The sequence below is a fragment of the Streptomyces sp. bgisy027 genome, from assembly GCF_057710365.1.
In genome coordinates this window covers 43,963-58,821 of sequence record NZ_JBYIVZ010000061.1, presented here as the reverse complement: position 1 = coordinate 58,821, position 14,859 = coordinate 43,963, and the positions used below count along the sequence as shown (strand labels likewise).

The window sequence follows — 14,859 nt, the reverse complement described above, 5'->3', positions numbered from 1 at the left end:
CCCTGTCGGCGGGATTGCCTTGGGCTCTGGGCTTTCGCCCGTCTGCCTTTCGACATTCACTACGCTAACCGATTCCCCCGCCCGATTCATAATCGGGGTTCTGCGGATTCGAATTCGGGCATGCGGGCACGCCGGAATCGACCCCGCTGAGGGGATGTCGCCAGGTAGTGGGTTGGCCGCTCCGGCTGCTGACTTCGCAGTACCCGGTTCAGCGGCTCGGGCTACGTTACGCGCCGCGTCATGGCGCGTCAACTTGAGCGACGCTTGGGGACATGGGCCCGATAGGGGCTGACCGTAGGGTCGTTGGCGATCCAGTAGCGCCACGGGTGAATGTCACCCTTGCCACCGTCACCTGCCACTCCGGTGCGTGGACCGTTCCGTACCTGGTCGGAGGGGACCGGGGTGCCGGCGAGGATCCTCAGCGGGGTCTCGCCCGAGGCGCAGGCGTCCGTACCGTCCAGGGCGCGGTCGACGTCCAGGGCGGTGGCCAGGCGAGCCGGGCCTTTGGCCAGTTCCTTGTCGTTGCGGGCCGAGAGTCGACGTTTACGGGTGAGCTCGGCGCCCTCCACGATCTCCCCGGCACGCAGCAGGACCGCGCTCGCCCGGCCCTCGGGGCCGCACACCAGGTTCATGCAGTGCCACATGCCGTAGGTGAAGTAGACGTAGACGTACCCGGGGGGACCGAACATCACGCCGTTGCGGGGTGTGCGGCCACGATAGGCGTGCGAGCCGGGGTCATCAGGGCCGTCGTAGGCCTCCACCTCTGTGAGGCGCAGGGCGATCGGACCGTCCGGGGTGGTGCGTACGAGGATCCGGCCCAGGAGATCGGGGGCGACCTCCAGGACGGGGCGGTCGAAGAAGTCCCGGGGAAGGGGCGTACGGTCGGGGGTCGCGATCATGCCGTCCGAGGGTAGTGGAGACGGGTGGTCACGACGGGGTGGTCAGGAAGCGTGCGCCTTGCCAGGGTGGGGCGCGGAACCGGCCACGGCCGGATCGCGTTTGTAGGGATCAGGGATCCACTCTGAGAAGAGGAGAGTCATGGCGTTCAAGAAGCTGCTCGCGAGCCTGGGGGCCGGCGGTGCTTCGGTCGAGACGGTGCTGACCGAGGTCAACGTCGTTCCGGGCGGTGTCGTCCAGGGCGAGGTGCGGATTCAGGGCGGGTCCGTGAGCCAGAACATCGAGGGCCTGTCCGTGGGTCTTCAGGCCCGTGTCGAGGTCGAGAGCCAGGACTCGGAGTACAAGCAGGACATCGAGTTCACGAAGATGCAGCTCGGCGGTGCCTTCGAGCTTCAGCCCGGCGCGGTGCACGCGGTGCCGTTCGGGCTTGAGATCCCGTGGGAGACGCCGGTCACCATGATCGACGGTCAGGCGCTGCGCGGCATGAACATCGGTGTGTCGACGGAGCTGGCGATCGCCCGGGCCGTGGACTCCACCGACCTGGACCCGATCAACGTGCACCCGCTGCCGGCGCAGAAGGCGATCCTCGACGCCTTCATCCAGCTGGGCTTCCGCTTCAAGAACGCGGACATGGAGCGCGGCCACATCCGCGGTACGCGGCAGAAGCTGCCGTTCTACCAGGAGATCGAGTTCTTCCCGCCGCAGCAGTACCGCGGGATCAACCAGGTCGAGCTGAGCTTCGTGGCGGACGGCAACGCGATGGACGTCATCCTCGAAATGGACAAGAAGCCGGGGCTGTTCAGCGAGGGCAGTGACACCTTCCGCTCGTTCCAGGTGGGTCTGAACGACTTCCACGGGACCGACTGGGCGGCGTACCTCAACCAGTGGCTGTCCGAGGTCGGCAGCAAGCGCAACTGGTTCTAGGCTCGGAACTGCTGATTCCACTGTTTCGTCAGGAGGTATCGAAGTGACCGAGCTCAAGCGGCGGCCGCTCCCCCACGACTTCCATCCGCCCGTGCCGTCCTTCACGGTCACGAGTGAGGACGTCGCGGCCGGCGGGATCCTCAAGGACGCTCAGGTGCACGCGGCCGGCAACACCTCGCCGCAGCTGCGCTGGGAGGGCTTCCCGGCGGAGACCAAGAGCTTCGCCGTGACCTGCTACGACCCGGACGCCCCCACGGGGAGCGGGTTCTGGCACTGGGTCCTCTTCGACATCCCGGCCTCCGTGACCGAGTTGCCGACGGGTGCGGGCAGCGGCAAGTTCGAGGGGCTGCCGGAGGGTGCCGTACAGGCGCGGAACGACGTCGGGTCGAAGGACTTCACCGGTGCCGCGCCGCCGCCCGGGGACGGGCCGCACCGCTATGTGTTCACGGTGTACGCCGTGGACCAGGACAAGCTCGGTCCGGACTCGGACGCGAGCCCGGCGGCCGTCGGCTTCAATCTGCGGTTCCACACGCTCGCGCGTGCGCATGTGATCGCCGTGTACGAGGTGCCCGCCGAATCCTGACGTTCATGGAACGTTTGCCCGCCCCCGGTCATGGAAGTGATCGGGGGCGGGCATTTTTTATTTCGTTGTCCATCTCGGCGTGCCCGGCCAGAGTTGATCCCAGTCCGCCAGGGGGTGGGCAGGTGCGCACGGGAGGTGGGCTGCAATGCGGGACACGCTGGTACTGAACGCGAGCTTCGAGCCGCTGTCGACGGTGACGTTGAATCGAGCCGTCGTTCTGGTGCTTCAGGACAAGGCCGTCGTCGAGCAGGCCCACCCCGAACTGCGTATGCGTGGAGCCGAGGTCGACATACCCGCGCCCCGGGTGATCAGGCTGTGCAGGTACGTACGGGTGCCGTTCCGAAGACAAGCTCCGTGGTCGCGGCGGGGTGTTCTGGTGCGGGACCGGCACCGGTGCGCGTACTGCGGGCGTCGGGCGACGACCGTGGACCACGTGGTGCCGCGGTCGCACGGTGGGCAGGACACGTGGCTGAACACGGTCGCCTCGTGTGCGGAGGACAATCACCGGAAGGCGGACCGGACGCCTGAGCAGGCGGGTATGCCGTTGCTTCGGGAGCCGTTCGAGCCGACTCCCGCCGATGCGATGTTGCTGACGCTGGGGGCGGATGAGTTCGCTGCGCTGCCGGATTGGCTCGCGAGGGACGCGGCCTGAACTGATCGCCGTGGGTCCATCGGTGGTTCGTAGGCCGCGGGTTCGTTGTGGCTTGTCGCGCAGTTCCCCGCGCCCCTGAGGGCGTTGAGGCCCGCCTTCGTCGAGAAGGCGGGCCTCTTGCGTACGACAGAGCTCAGTCGATCGACGGCTTCTCCCGGCGTTCCGTCGCCTGGCCGGGGATGTTGGGCGATCCGCCGTTGCCCGAACCGCCGCCCAGGCCGCCCAGGTTGCCCATGGCGCCGGAGAGGCCCTTGAGGGCGTCGCCGATTTCGCTGGGGACGATCCAGAGCTTGTTGGCGTCGCCCTCGGCGATCTTCGGGAGCATCTGGAGGTACTGGTAGGAGAGGAGCTTCTGGTCGGGGTCGCCGGCGTGGATCGCCTCGAAGACCGTGCGGACCGCCTGGGCCTCGCCTTCCGCGCGCAGGGCGGCGGCCTTGGCCTCACCCTCGGCGCGCAGGATCTGGGACTGCTTCTCACCTTCGGCGGTGAGGATGGCGGCCTGGCGCGTACCTTCGGCGGTGAGGATCGCGGCGCGCTTGTCACGGTCGGCGCGCATCTGCTTCTCCATCGAGTCCTGGATGGAGGTGGGCGGTTCGATCGCCTTGAGCTCGACGCGGTTGACGCGGATGCCCCACTTGCCCGTCGCCTCGTCGAGGACGCCGCGCAGAGCCGCGTTGATCTCCTCGCGGGAGGTCAGGGTGCGCTCCAGGTCCATGCCGCCGATGATGTTGCGGAGCGTGGTGACCGTGAGCTGCTCGATCGCCTGGATGTAGCTGGCGACTTCGTAGGTGGCCGCCCGTGCGTCCGTCACCTGGTAGTAGATGACGGTGTCGATGTTCACGACCAGGTTGTCCTGAGTGATCACCGGCTGGGGCGGGAACGGCACGACCTGTTCACGCAGGTCGATGCGGTTGCGGATGGTGTCGATGAACGGGACCACGATGTTGAGGCCCGCGTTGAGTGTCCGCGTGTAGCGGCCGAAGCGCTCGACGATGGCCGCGCTCGCCTGCGGGATGACCTGGATCGTCTTGATCAGGGCGATGAAGACCAACACCACCAGAATGATCAGGACGATGATGACCGGTTCCATCGTCGTTCCCCGTACCCCTTCTCCGCTTCGGCAACTTCGGCAGATCTTATGCTTGTTGAAGATCTTGCTGCTCGAGTCTGACAGACCGTCGCGTACCCCGTGGCGCGTTCGCGCCAGTTACGTCGTGCGAGGTCACGGTGCGCGGTCACATGACGATCGCGGTGGCCCCCTCGATGTCCACGACGTCCACTTCCTGGCCTACTTCGTAGGCGCGGTCGGTATCGAGGGCGCGTGCCGACCAGATCTCTCCGGCGAGCTTGATACGGCCGCCCGAGGCGTCGACGCGTTCCAGAACGACGGCCTGCTTGCCCTTCAACGCATCGATGCCCGTGGCGAGTTGGGGACGTTGTGCGCGATGCCGGTTGGCGATGGGCCGTACGACGGCGATGAGTGCGGTCGAGACGACGACGAAGGCCGCGACCTGGACCACGGCGTCACCGCCGAAGACGCCGGCGGCGACCGCGGCCGCGACGGCGCCGACCGCGAGCATGCCGAGTTCGGGCATCGCGGTGATCACGAGCCCGATGCCGAGCGCTGCCGCGCCGATCAACCACCAAACCCACGCGTCGATTTCCACATGGTCATGGTAGGACTGCGGACCCTGTCACCGACAGGGCGCCGATCGTTCGAAAGGCCCTTCTTACCGGGGTTTCGCGGGGTGAAGGTGTGGGTCAGGAGAGCGGGAGGCCCTGTGCCGTCCAGCGGTCGCCGACCTGCTCGACGACGAGGGGGAGGCCGAAGCAGAGGGAGAGGTTGCGGGAGGTCAGTTCGAGCTCCATGGGGCCGGCGGCGAGCACCTTGCCCTGGCGGATCATCAGGACGTGGGTGAAGCCCGGCGGGATCTCCTCGACGTGGTGGGTGACCATGAGCATCGAGGGGGCGATCGGGTCGCGGGCGAGGCGGCCGAGACGGCGTACGAGGTCCTCGCGCCCGCCGAGGTCGAGGCCGGCGGCGGGCTCGTCGAGGAGGAGCAGCTCGGGGTCGGCCATCAGGGCGCGGGAGATGAGGGTGCGCTTGCGCTCGCCCTCGGAGAGAGTGCCGAACTTCCGGTCGAGGTAGTCGCTCATGCCGAGGCGGTCGAGGAAGGCGCGGGCGCGCTGCTCGTCGACGTCCTCGTAGTCCTCGTTCCAGGTGGCGGTCATGCCGTACGCGGCGGTGAGCACCGTCTGGAGGACGGTCTGGCGCTTGGGGAGCTTCTCGGCCAGGGCGATGCCGGCCACGCCGATGCGCGGGCGCAGCTCGAAGACGTCGGTGCCGGGCTTGCCGAGGGTCTCGCCGAGGATGGTGGCGGTGCCCTTGGTCGGGTAGAGGTAGCTGGACGCGACGTTCAGGAGGGTGGTCTTGCCGGCGCCGTTCGGGCCGAGGATGACCCAGCGCTCGCCCTCCTTGACCGACCAGGAGACCTGGTCCACCAGAGCCCGGCCCTCGCGGACCACGGATACGTCCTGAAGCTCCAGAACATCGCTCATGAGCGCGTTGTCTCCCCTTGCAGTGTGACCGGTCTCGGCGTCTCGGCGTCTCGGTGGTCGCGTGCGCCTGTGGGCGCAGCCCTCAACGAAATCTACGCCACCGGTCCACCCCTTCATTCCATCGGTCCGGTCCTTAGGGTGGGGGCATGCTCTCGGAACCACGTTCAGGACGCCTTGCCGCTTGGGGAAATGCCCTTTTGGCCGGACTTGTCTCACCGGATGACGCCGTGCACGAGATCGTCGGTGACGACGCCGTGCACCGGGTGGAGGGGGTGCCCGGCGAGTCGGCGCCCGTGGGGCTCACGCTGGGGTTGGGGCGGCTGCGGACACTCGGGGTGAGCGGGCTGCGGATCGCGCTGCCGGCGCCGGGGCATCCGCTGGGGCTGAGCGGCCCGCCGGAGTTCAACGCGCGGGCGATGGATGCCGAGGAGGCGGTGATCTGTCACGGTGCCGCGTTCGGGCTGGTGCCGGGGGTGTACGAGGCCGGGCCCGACGGTGATGTGCATGTCGAGGTCGTCTGGCAGGTGCTGCCGGTCCGGGAGGCTCCACCGGCGGACGTGCCGTCGCTGGGTGAGGCCGAGCGGGAGCTCGCGGAGGGCCTGCGGGAGGCGACCGAGGTGCTGTCCCGGCTGGATGTGGCCGGATCGGGGCCCGTGGCCGAGGCGGCGATCGACGCGTACCGGGCGCGGGCCGAGCGGGGGCGGGAGGTGTTGGCGCCGGGGTATCCGCCGCGGGCGGTTCGGGTGCTGGAGCTGGCGCAGCGGGTGGGGCTGCTGGTGTCGCTGGCGCGGGAGAACGGGCACGGGGGTGCGGTGAGCTCCGCGGAGATGGGGGCTCGGACGGAGGCGTTGCGGCCGGTTGAGCGGGTGGCCCGGCGTGCGCAGGTGGCCGCGTACAACTCCGTTGTGGAGGAGCGGGAGCGGGGGGTGCGGTGAGTGTGGGGCGCCGGGTGAGGGGCGTTGCCGTACCTGGGGGCTCCGCCCCCAGACCCCGTGTCGGCCCTGAACGGGCCTTGTCCTCGATCGCCGGACGGGCTGGTCGATGGCAAGCAGACCGGCCCCCCGGGAAGCCCGGGAGGCCGGAGGTCACTGCCTGTTCTGGGGGGTCGTCACTTGTTGACGGCCAGGTTGCCGAAGGCGGGGTTCAGGACGCCGACGACGTTCACGCTGTTGCCCGAGACGTTGACCGGGATGTGGACCGGGGCCTGGACGAGGTTGCCCGAGGCGACGCCCGGGGAGCCCACGGCCTGGCCGTCGGCGTGCGCGCCGTCGGTGGCGGAGGCCATTCCGGCACCGGCGGCCAGCAGGCCACCCGCCACCATCGTCACGGCCGCTGCCTTCTTCAGGTTCTTCACTTCTAAGCCCTCCTTGCGATTGCCGCGGCAGTCGCCGCAGCACGCACTGGAGAACGGTGGAGATCCACGAAGGATGCGCCATCCGGGGGACATTCCCACGACGGTATGAATCTCAGTCCGGAGCGGAACCCTCCGGACTGCCGTCCGTCACGCCCTGCGCAGAGCGTTTCAGCCGGTCACGCCATGGCGTACGGCCCACAGGGCGGCCTGGGTGCGGTCCGCGAGGTCGAGCTTCATCAGGATGTTCGAGACGTGCGTCTTGACGGTCTTCTCGGACAGGACCAGGGCCCTGGCTATCTCCCGGTTCGAGCGGCCGTCCGCGATCAGCCCGAGCACCTCGCGCTCCCGCTCCGTCAGCGACCCCCCTCTCCCCTGCGCCGAGTTGGCCTCCTCCTGGGACAGCAGGGCGCCCGCGACCTCGGGCTGCAGCAGGATGTGTCCGGCGTGGACCGAGCGGATGGCTCCGGCGAGCGCGTCCGGATCGATGTCCTTGTAGACGTACCCGGCGGCGCCCGCGCGCAGGGCCGGGATCACCGTGCGCTGTTCGGTGAAGCTGGTGACGATGAGCACGCGCGCGGGGTTGTCCAGCTCGCGGAGCTTGCGCAGGGCGTCGACGCCGTCCATCCCCGGCATCTTGACGTCCATGAGGACGACGTCCGGCTTCAGCTCCTCGGCGCGGGCCACTCCCTCGGCGCCGTCCGCGGCCTCCCCCACGACCTCGATGTCGTCCTGCACTTCGAGGAAGGTGCGCAGGCCCCGGCGGACCACCTGGTGGTCGTCGACGAGCAGCACCTTGATTGCGTCAGCCACCGGGGACCTCCATCTCGATCACGGTGCCCTTGCCGGGCGCCGATTCCACGGTCAGCGTGCCGCCGACGCCGCTCGCCCGGTCCCGCATGGAGACCAGGCCGAGATGGCGTCCCGCGCGGCGTACCGCCTTCGGGTCGAAGCCGCTGCCGTCGTCCATGATCCGCAGGACCGCTCCGCCGCCGCGCCGGTCCAGGGTCACGTCGACGTGCTCGCCCCCGGAGTGCCGCAGGGCGTTGTGCAGGGCCTCCTGGGCGACGCGCAGCAGGGCCTCCTCCTGGGCGGAGGGCAGGGCCTTCACTCCGCGGCCGGCGAAGGTGACACGGGCGCTGTGGGCGCGGTCGAGGACCTGGATCTGGGTGCGCAGGGTGGCGACGAGACCGTCCTCGTCGAGGGCGGCGGGGCGCAACTCGACGACCGCGGCGCGCAGTTCGTCGGCGGCCTCGGCGGCGAGCGCGGCGACCTGGTGCATCTCGCCCTTGGCGCGGGCAGGGTCGCGGTCGACCAGGGCGGTGGCGGCCTGGGCGGTCAGGCGCAGCGAGAACAGCTTCTGGCTGACCGCGTCGTGCAGCTCGTGGGCCAGGCGTGAGCGCTCCTCGGCGATGGTCAGCTCACGGCTGCGTTCGTACAGGCGGGCGTTGGTCAGGGCGATCGCGGCGTGCTGGGCGAGGATGGAGAGGAGTTCCTCGTCCTCGGCGGTGAAGCCGCAGCTGCCCTCCGGCTTGAGGCAGTTCTTGTTGGCGAGGAACAGTGCGCCGATGACCTCGTCGCCGTCGCGGATCGGCAGGCCCAGGAAGTCGGACATGTCGGGGTGCGCCGACGGCCAGCCCTCGAAGCGGGGGTCCTTGCGGACGTCGGCGAGGCGCTCGACCTTGGCGTCCTGGAGCATCGCGGCGAGGATGCCGTGCTGGCGGGGCAGCGGGCCGATGGCCTTCCACTGCCGGTCGCTGACCCCGTCGACGACGAACTGGGCGAAGCCTCCGTGGTCGTCCGGCACGCCGAGCGCGGCGTACTGCGCGTCGAGCAGTTCGCGGGCCGAGGCGACGATCGTCTTGAGGACGTCGCGCACCTCCAGATGCCTGCTCATGGCCAGCAACGCGGAGCTCACCGCGGAGAGGCCGGACCTGGGGGCTTGACTCATGCCCTCACCGTACCGGCGGGGTGTGACAGCCGGATCGGACCTGCGGCGGCGGCCGGCTGGGGCGCCGGTCCTAGTCCTCTGGTCCCCCGGTCGGCGACGTAGGGCGAACGGCCCCGGGTGCTCGGCCTAGGACGAAGGGCCCCGCGATGTTGCGGCCCGCGTCCGAGGCGGTGCGGGCGGCCCCGTTCCTACGTTGAGGGCACCGCCGATCCGAGGCGGCTGGACGAGGGGACGGTTGTCATGCCGGTAGCGATCATCACGGGGGCCTCGAAGGGGCTGGGGCGGGCGCTCGCCGAGGCGCTGGCCGCGCGCGGCTGGGATCTGGTGCTGGACGCCAGGACGCCGGAGGTCCTGAAGGAGACGGCGTCCGGGCTGAGGGAAGCGCACGGCACGCGCGTGACGGCGGTGCCGGGGGACGTCACGGACGCCGGGCACCGGGCCGCGCTGGTGGCGGCCGCCCGGCAGCTGGGCGGCGTGGATCTGCTGGTGAGCAACGCCAGCGCGCTGGGCGCCGAGCCGCTCCTGCGCCTGGACGCGCTGCCGCCGGCGGGGCTGCGGCGGGCTCTGGAGGTGAATGTGGTCGCCGCGCTGGCCCTGGTGCAGGAGGCGCTGCCGCTGCTGCGGGCGGCCCGGACCGGGGCCGTGATCACGGTGAGCTCGGACGCGGCGGCCGAGGCGTACGAGACATGGGGCGGTTACGGGGCGTCGAAGGCGGCCCTCGACCATCTCGCGGCGGTGCTCGGCGAGGAGGAGGCCGGGCTGCGGGTGTGGGCGGTGGACCCCGGGGACATGGCCACGGACCTGTACGCGGCGGCCGTACCGGACGACGACGATCCGCGGCCGGCGCCGGCGAGTGTCGTGCCGGCGTTCCTGCGGCTGCTGGACGAGCGTCCGGCGAGCGGCCGCTACGGGGCTCCGGCGCTGCTGGAGGGGCGGCGATGACGCCGGCGGTGCGGGTGCCCGGGGAGTTGTCGGCGCGGGTTCCGGCCGAGCAGCGAGGGCCGGGGCTTGGCCGGGATGCCGTACGACTGCTGGTGTCGCGGGGCACCGCGGTGTCTCATCACACGTTCCGTGAGCTGCCGCGGCTGCTGCGGGCCGGGGATCTGCTGGTCGTCAACACGTCGGAGACGCTGGCCGCGGCCGTGGACGGGTGGGTCGGGCACGCGCGCGTGGTGGTGCACTTCTCCACGCGCGGGGACGACGGGCGGTGGGCTGTCGAGCTGCGCGATCCGGACGAGCGGGGCACTACGCGCGCGCATGTATGGAGCAGTGCGCGAGGCGCTCGCTGGAAGGGTGGTGGCGGGCGACGGGCGGGAGGGCCCGCGGGTGGTGAGGTGCGGCTGCCGGGCGGGCTGCGGCTGGTCCTGGAGGAGCCGCTGAGTACGGGGAGCGAGCGGTTGTGGTGGGCTCGGGTCGCCGGGCCAGGGGGCAGCGGGCCCGTCGACCGCCACGGTCCGGAGGGCGGGGCGGACCGCTCGGCGGCCGGCGCGGGCTCGGGGGTCCTCGGGCTGATGCGGGCGCACGGGCGGCCGATCCGCTACTCCTACACCGAGCGGGATCAGCCGCTGTCCGTGTACCAGACGGTGTTCGCGCTGCCGTCGGCCGACGGTGCGGGCAGTGCGGAGATGCCGAGCGCCGCGCGGCCCTTCACGGTCGGGCTGGTGACGGAGCTGGTCAGCAGGGGCGTGCAGGTCGCGCCGATCAGTCTGCACACCGGGGTGGCCTCGGCCGAGGCGCACGAGCCGCCGTATCCGGAGCGGTTCGCGGTGCCGGAGGCGTCCGCCCGGCTGATCAACGCGGTGAAGGCCGGGGACGGCCGGGTCGTCGCCGTGGGGACGACGGCCGTACGGGCCGTGGAGTCGGCGGCGGACGCCGACGGGGTCGTACGCGCGCGTGAGGGGTGGACGGATCTCGTCGTGACACCGGAGCGCGGGGTGCGGGTGGTGGACGGGCTGCTGACCGGGCTGCACGAGCCGGAGGCGTCGCATCTTCTGATGCTGGAGGCGGTCGCCGGGCGGGACGCGATCGGCCGCAGCTACGAGGAGGCGCTGCGCGGGCTCTACCTGTGGCACGAGTTCGGCGACGTGCACCTCATCCTCCCGGCCGAGAACCCTCACACAGAGCATTGCTTCAGCAACTCCTGGTGAGACCGACAGTCGGCCGGTGTGAGCCCGCGCATAGGGTCCACATCACGTACGAAAGTCCGTAGTAGGTAGCGACGTCCCTTTTGAGCGGCACGGACGGCCCTGTCTGTCCTATTTTGCCCTTCCCGGCTCCACTATCGAGGATCGTACGTCACACCTTTGCCAGGCAATTTTGCGGCCGCTAACAATGGCTCTCGTCGCTCAGCGCCGTGGGTTCAGCCCGCGGCGTTTGTGCAGGAAGCACCCGTGTCCCGTGTCGGACAGCGAGCGACCTCCGCGCTATTCGAAGAGGTCCCACTGCCATGCTCAAGAACACCAAGAACCGTGGTCTCAGTCGTTCCATCAACAAGCGTCAGAAGATCGCGATCGCAGGTGTCACCACGCTCGGTGCCGCTGCCCTGGCCATCTCCGCCGTACCCGGCAACGCCACGACGACCACGGCCGAAGCCCCCGCGGGCAAGGTGGCCTACAGCAACGAGCAGATCAAGGACGTCAAGGGCAGCGTCACCGACCAGCTCGCCGGCGAGAAGGTGAAGGCCGCGGAGATGACGGCCAGGCACAAGGCCGCCGTGGCCGCCGCCAAGCACCGCGCCGCCGTGGCCGCCGCCGAGCACCGCGCCGCCGTGGCCCACGACAAGCACGTGGCCGCCCAGGCCGCCGCCAAGCAGCGGGCCGCCAAGGCCGCCGCCGCGAAGAAGGCCGCCGCCGAGCGCAAGGCGAAGGAGGCCGCGAGCCGGTCCGCCAAGCGCGCCGCGGTCAAGCCCGTCGCCGCCAAGAAGACCTACGCCAACAACCTCGACGGCTGGATCCGTGAGGCCCTGGACATCATGAAGAAGCACAACATCCCGGGCACCTACCACGGTCTGCACAAGAACATCATGCGTGAGTCCTCGGGCAACCCGAACGCGATCAACAACTGGGACATCAACGCCCAGAACGGCGTCCCGTCGATCGGTCTGCTCCAGGTCATCAAGCCGACCTTCGACGCGTACCACGTCCCGGGCACCGCCCACAGCCAGTACGACCCGGTCGCGAACCTGACCGCCGCCGCCAACTACGCGGCCGACCGGTACGGCTCGATCGACAACGTCAACAGCGCGTACTGAGCGAGGTAGGCGCGGGCCTCTGATCCGTACGCCGAAGGGCGGCACCCTCCTGACGGGGTGCCGCCCTTCGGGCGTCGTACGGGTACGGCTACTTGCGCATGACCTCGGGCTCGTGGCGGCGCAGGAAGCGGGCCACGAAGATGCCGCAGATCACGCCGAGGACGATCAGGGCGATCATGTCCATGGCCCAGACGCCGACGGTGTGCTCCCACAGCGGGTCGTTGCTCTCGCCCTGGCCGGGCGGGCTGATCTTGTTGAAGTCCAGCGTGGCGCCCGCGGCCGCCACCGCCCAGCGCGACGGCATCAGATACGAGATCTGGTTGGCGCCGATCGAGCCGTTGAGGGCGAAGAGGCAGCCGGTGAACACCACCTGGATGATCGCGAACATGACCAGCAGCGGCATGGTCTTCTCGGCGGTCTTCACCAGGGCCGAGATGATCAGGCCGAACATCATCGAGGTGAAGCCCAGCGCCATGATCGGCACCGACAGCTCCAGCAGCGTCAGCTTGCCGAAGACCAGGCCCTCCTCCGGGATCTCCCGGCTCGCGAAGCCGATGACGCCGACCATCAGGCCCTGGAGCACGGTGATGAAGCCGAGCACGAACACCTTGGACATCAGGTACGCCGAACGGGACAGGCCGGTGGCGCGCTCCCGCTCGTAGATGACCCGTTCCTTGATCAGCTCACGCACGGAGTTCGCGGCGCCGGCGAAGCAGGCACCCACCGCGAGGATCAGCAGCACGGTGGTGGCCGTGCCGTTCGGGATGATCCGGCCCGTCTGCGGATTGGCCGGGTTGGGCAGCAGGCTCTTGCCCGAGTCGATCAGCAGGCTCACCGCGCCCAGGACGCCCGGCAGGATCACCATCAGGGCCAGGAAGCCCTTGTCGGAGGCGATCACCGAGACGTAGCGGCGCACCAGCGTGACGAACTGCGACATCCAGCCCTGCGGCTTCGGCGGCTTCATCGCCTGCATCGGAGGCATCTGTACGGACTGCGGAGCAATCGCGTCGATGTCCGCGGCGTACATCTGGTAGTGCTGCGAGCCCTTCCAGCGTCCGGCCCAGTCGTAGTCGCGGTAGTTCTCGAAGGCGGAGAAGACATCGGCCCAGGTGTCGTAGCCGAAGAAGTTCAGCGCCTCCTCGGGCGGGCCGAAGTAGGCGACCGCGCCGCCCGGCGCCATCACCAGGAGCTTGTCGCACAGCGCCAGCTCGGCCACCGAGTGGGTCACGACGAGGACCGTACGGCCGTCGTCGGCCAGGCCGCGCAGCAGCTGCATGACGTCGCGGTCCATGCCCGGGTCGAGGCCCGAGGTGGGCTCGTCCAGGAAGATCAGCGACGGCTTGGTCAGCAGCTCCAGGGCCACCGAGACACGCTTGCGCTGGCCGCCGGAGAGGGACGTGACCTTCTTGTCCCGGTGGATGTCCAGCTTCAGCTCGCGCAGCACCTCGTCTATCCGGGCCTCGCGCTCGGCCGCCGTGGTGTCGGCGGGGAAGCGGAGCTTGGCCGCGTACTTGAGGGCCTTCTTGACGGTCAGCTCCTTGTGCAGGATGTCGTCCTGCGGGACCAGACCGATGCGCTGGCGCAGCTCGGCGAACTGCTTGTAGAGGTTCCGGTTGTCGTAGAGGACGTCGCCCTGGTTGGCCGGTCGGTAACCGGTCAGCGCCTTGAGCAGGGTCGACTTGCCGGATCCTGACGGGCCGATGACCGCGATGAGCGACTTCTCCGGGACGCCGAAGGAGACGTCCTTGAGGATCTGCTTGCCGCCGTCGACCGTGACGGTGAGGTGGCGGGCCGAGAAGGAGACCTCACCGGTGTCGACGAACTCCTCGAGGCGGTCGCCGACGATGCGGAACGTGGAGTGACCGACGCCGACGATGTCGGCCGGGCCGAGCAGTTGCGAGCCGCCCTTGGCGATCGGCTGACCGTTGACGTACGTGCCGTTGTGGGAGCCGAGGTCGCGGATCTCCATGCGGCCGTCGGGCGTCGAGTGGAACTCGGCGTGGTGCCGGGAGACCTGGAGGTCGGAGACGACCAGTTCGTTCTCCAGGGCACGGCCGATGCGCATCACACGGCCGATGGAGAACTGGTGGAACGTGGTGGGGCTGCGGTCGCCGTAGACCGGCGGCGCCCCCGCCGCGCCACCGGGACCCTGCTGCTGCGGGATGTGCGCGGCCTGCTGCGGCTGCTGCCAGCCGGCCTGCTGGGCCTGCGGCTGCTGCTGCTGCGGCGTCGGCTGCTGGGCCCAGCCTGCCTGGGCGCCCTGCGCGGCGTACGGCTGCTGCTGCGGCTGGGCCTGCGGCGTGGCGACGGAGGCCGCGGTGCCGGAGAGATCCAGTCGCGGTCCGTCGGTCGCGTTGCCCAGGTGAACGGCCGAGCCCGGGCCGATCTCCAGGTGGTGGATCCGCTGGCCCTGCACGAACGTGCCGTTGGTGCTGCCGTGGTCCTCGATGACCCAACTGCGGCCGCTCCAGCTGATCGTGGCATGCCGCCAGGACACCCTGGCGTCGTCGAGCACGATGTCACCCTGCGGATCGCGTCCGAGGGTGTAGGACCTGGACGGGTCGAGCGTCCAGGTCCTTCCATTCAATTCCAGTACGAGTTCCGGCACTCCATGCCCCACTGAGTAGTCCCCCGAGTTACCCCCATCACAGGGAGTCTAGGGATGTCGAACATCGTCGGGAACTATTTCAGG

General features: G+C 69.8%; 15 protein-coding genes. 7 read left to right on the top strand and 8 right to left on the bottom strand.

Features of this window, described 5'->3' with window-relative positions; all coding sequences use genetic code 11:
- Window positions 1-248: 248 nt before the first annotated feature.
- Complete coding sequence (locus AC3ETA_RS40700; protein ID WP_432197936.1) at window positions 249-899, bottom strand: DNA-3-methyladenine glycosylase; 651 nt, start codon at window positions 897-899, stop codon at window positions 249-251.
- Window positions 900-1,038: 139 nt separating this feature from the next.
- On the opposite strand from AC3ETA_RS40700, the gene AC3ETA_RS40695 reads away from it, so the two are divergent.
- From AC3ETA_RS40695 to AC3ETA_RS40685, 3 genes are all read left to right on the top strand, one after another.
- The gene (locus AC3ETA_RS40695; protein ID WP_432197935.1) at window positions 1,039-1,821 is read left to right on the top strand and encodes a sporulation protein; all 783 of its coding nucleotides are present in this window, start codon (window positions 1,039-1,041) and stop codon (window positions 1,819-1,821) included.
- A gap of 43 nt (window positions 1,822-1,864) precedes the next feature.
- The gene (locus AC3ETA_RS40690) at window positions 1,865-2,404 is read left to right on the top strand and encodes a YbhB/YbcL family Raf kinase inhibitor-like protein (protein WP_432197934.1); all 540 of its coding nucleotides are present in this window, start codon (window positions 1,865-1,867) and stop codon (window positions 2,402-2,404) included.
- Between the two features lie 145 nt (window positions 2,405-2,549).
- Complete coding sequence (locus AC3ETA_RS40685; protein ID WP_432197933.1) at window positions 2,550-3,056, top strand: HNH endonuclease; 507 nt, start codon at window positions 2,550-2,552, stop codon at window positions 3,054-3,056.
- Window positions 3,057-3,189: 133 nt separating this feature from the next.
- On the opposite strand, the gene AC3ETA_RS40680 is transcribed toward AC3ETA_RS40685, so the two are convergent.
- From AC3ETA_RS40680 to AC3ETA_RS40670, 3 genes are all read right to left on the bottom strand, one after another.
- Complete coding sequence (locus AC3ETA_RS40680) at window positions 3,190-4,146, bottom strand: SPFH domain-containing protein (protein WP_359052747.1); 957 nt, start codon at window positions 4,144-4,146, stop codon at window positions 3,190-3,192.
- Between the two features lie 145 nt (window positions 4,147-4,291).
- A complete protein-coding gene (locus tag AC3ETA_RS40675) occupies window positions 4,292-4,723 on the bottom strand; it encodes an NfeD family protein (protein ID WP_432197932.1) in 432 nt (143 codons plus the stop codon).
- A 94-nt stretch (window positions 4,724-4,817) separates the two neighbouring features.
- On the bottom strand, window positions 4,818-5,615 hold the full coding sequence (locus AC3ETA_RS40670) for an ABC transporter ATP-binding protein (protein WP_126903004.1): 798 nt from the start codon (window positions 5,613-5,615) through the stop codon (window positions 4,818-4,820).
- Window positions 5,616-5,761: 146 nt separating this feature from the next.
- Here AC3ETA_RS40670 and AC3ETA_RS40665 point away from each other — a divergent pair, with 146 nt between their 5' ends.
- Window positions 5,762-6,550: a hypothetical protein gene (locus AC3ETA_RS40665; protein ID WP_432197931.1), complete on the top strand. Its 789-nt coding sequence runs from the start codon at window positions 5,762-5,764 to the stop codon at window positions 6,548-6,550.
- A 173-nt stretch (window positions 6,551-6,723) separates the two neighbouring features.
- On the opposite strand, the gene chpE is transcribed toward AC3ETA_RS40665, so the two are convergent.
- The 3 genes from chpE to AC3ETA_RS40650 form a co-directional block, all read right to left on the bottom strand.
- Complete coding sequence (chpE, locus tag AC3ETA_RS40660) at window positions 6,724-6,969, bottom strand: chaplin ChpE (protein WP_392859078.1); 246 nt, start codon at window positions 6,967-6,969, stop codon at window positions 6,724-6,726.
- Between the two features lie 168 nt (window positions 6,970-7,137).
- Entirely contained in the window at window positions 7,138-7,779 is a 642-nt protein-coding gene (locus AC3ETA_RS40655) for a response regulator (RefSeq protein WP_432197930.1), read from the bottom strand.
- A complete protein-coding gene (locus AC3ETA_RS40650; RefSeq protein WP_432197929.1) occupies window positions 7,772-8,917 on the bottom strand; it encodes a GAF domain-containing sensor histidine kinase in 1,146 nt (381 codons plus the stop codon). Before AC3ETA_RS40650 ends, AC3ETA_RS40655 begins: the two co-directional genes overlap by 8 nt.
- Window positions 8,918-9,157: 240 nt before the next feature.
- Between AC3ETA_RS40650 and AC3ETA_RS40645 the strand changes: the two genes are divergently transcribed.
- The 3 genes from AC3ETA_RS40645 to AC3ETA_RS40635 all read left to right on the top strand — a co-directional run bounded on the left by AC3ETA_RS40645 (window position 9,158) and on the right by AC3ETA_RS40635 (window position 12,167).
- Window positions 9,158-9,859: an SDR family NAD(P)-dependent oxidoreductase gene (locus AC3ETA_RS40645; protein WP_432197928.1), complete on the top strand. Its 702-nt coding sequence runs from the start codon at window positions 9,158-9,160 to the stop codon at window positions 9,857-9,859.
- Window positions 9,856-11,064: an S-adenosylmethionine:tRNA ribosyltransferase-isomerase gene (locus AC3ETA_RS40640; RefSeq protein ID WP_432197927.1), complete on the top strand. Its 1,209-nt coding sequence runs from the start codon at window positions 9,856-9,858 to the stop codon at window positions 11,062-11,064. Before AC3ETA_RS40645 ends, AC3ETA_RS40640 begins: the two co-directional genes overlap by 4 nt.
- 299 nt (window positions 11,065-11,363) lie before the next feature.
- Window positions 11,364-12,167 carry a transglycosylase SLT domain-containing protein gene (locus tag AC3ETA_RS40635; protein WP_432197926.1) on the top strand — a complete coding sequence of 268 codons (804 nt, stop codon included), beginning with the start codon at window positions 11,364-11,366 and terminating at the stop codon, window positions 12,165-12,167.
- Between the two features lie 88 nt (window positions 12,168-12,255).
- Here AC3ETA_RS40635 and AC3ETA_RS40630 read toward each other — a convergent pair whose 3' ends face one another.
- Window positions 12,256-14,775 (bottom strand): ABC transporter ATP-binding protein/permease, encoded by a 2,520-nt coding sequence (locus tag AC3ETA_RS40630; RefSeq protein ID WP_432197925.1) that lies wholly within the window; start codon window positions 14,773-14,775, stop codon window positions 12,256-12,258.
- Window positions 14,776-14,859 lie beyond the last annotated feature (84 nt).

Excerpts from the sequence above, each read along its gene's own strand:
- AC3ETA_RS40645 (WP_432197928.1), top strand. The coding sequence starts at position 9,158 with ATGCCGGTAGCGATCATCACGGGGGCCTCGAAGGGGCTGGGGCGGGCG.
- AC3ETA_RS40665 (WP_432197931.1), top strand. The coding sequence starts at position 5,762 with ATGCTCTCGGAACCACGTTCAGGACGCCTTGCCGCTTGGGGAAATGCC.
- AC3ETA_RS40700 (WP_432197936.1), bottom strand. The coding sequence starts at position 899 with ATGATCGCGACCCCCGACCGTACGCCCCTTCCCCGGGACTTCTTCGAC.
- AC3ETA_RS40635 (WP_432197926.1), top strand. The coding sequence starts at position 11,364 with ATGCTCAAGAACACCAAGAACCGTGGTCTCAGTCGTTCCATCAACAAG.
- AC3ETA_RS40695 (WP_432197935.1), top strand. The coding sequence starts at position 1,039 with ATGGCGTTCAAGAAGCTGCTCGCGAGCCTGGGGGCCGGCGGTGCTTCG.
- AC3ETA_RS40685 (WP_432197933.1), top strand. The coding sequence starts at position 2,550 with ATGCGGGACACGCTGGTACTGAACGCGAGCTTCGAGCCGCTGTCGACG.
- AC3ETA_RS40670 (WP_126903004.1), bottom strand. The coding sequence starts at position 5,615 with ATGAGCGATGTTCTGGAGCTTCAGGACGTATCCGTGGTCCGCGAGGGC.
- AC3ETA_RS40650 (WP_432197929.1), bottom strand. The coding sequence starts at position 8,917 with ATGAGTCAAGCCCCCAGGTCCGGCCTCTCCGCGGTGAGCTCCGCGTTG.
- AC3ETA_RS40680 (WP_359052747.1), bottom strand. The coding sequence starts at position 4,146 with ATGGAACCGGTCATCATCGTCCTGATCATTCTGGTGGTGTTGGTCTTC.
- AC3ETA_RS40640 (WP_432197927.1), top strand. The coding sequence starts at position 9,856 with ATGACGCCGGCGGTGCGGGTGCCCGGGGAGTTGTCGGCGCGGGTTCCG.